Raw genomic sequence first — 236 nt, forward strand, 5'->3', positions numbered from 1 at the left:
TGTGATTACAGACTGGAGCACGTCATCCGGGAGCGCGGCAGTACACGGGAGCGTGGCTACGCGCTGAAAACAAAGGCGCCCCCTAGGTCAAGCGGGCGCGGCTTCGCCGTCATGCCTTGGCAGCCACGCAGGGCGTGGCACTACGATCAGGCGCGGCGCGCCATCATGAGCATCTTGATCTCGGCGATAGCCACCCCCGGGTTCAGGCCCGTCGGGCAGGTGCGGGCGCAGTTCAT

Annotated in this window: 1 pseudogene; it reads right to left on the minus strand. The window is 66.1% G+C overall.

The window, feature by feature from the left end:
* Positions 1-146: 146 nt before the first annotated feature.
* Positions 147-236 (minus strand): annotated as a pseudogene (locus tag ACQG3P_RS23720) (succinate dehydrogenase iron-sulfur subunit); the annotation flags it as partial.

The sequence above is a fragment of the Stenotrophomonas sp. SrG genome (assembly GCF_050031795.1).
GTDB classification, from domain to species: Bacteria; Pseudomonadota; Gammaproteobacteria; order Xanthomonadales; family Xanthomonadaceae; genus Stenotrophomonas; species Stenotrophomonas rhizophila_A.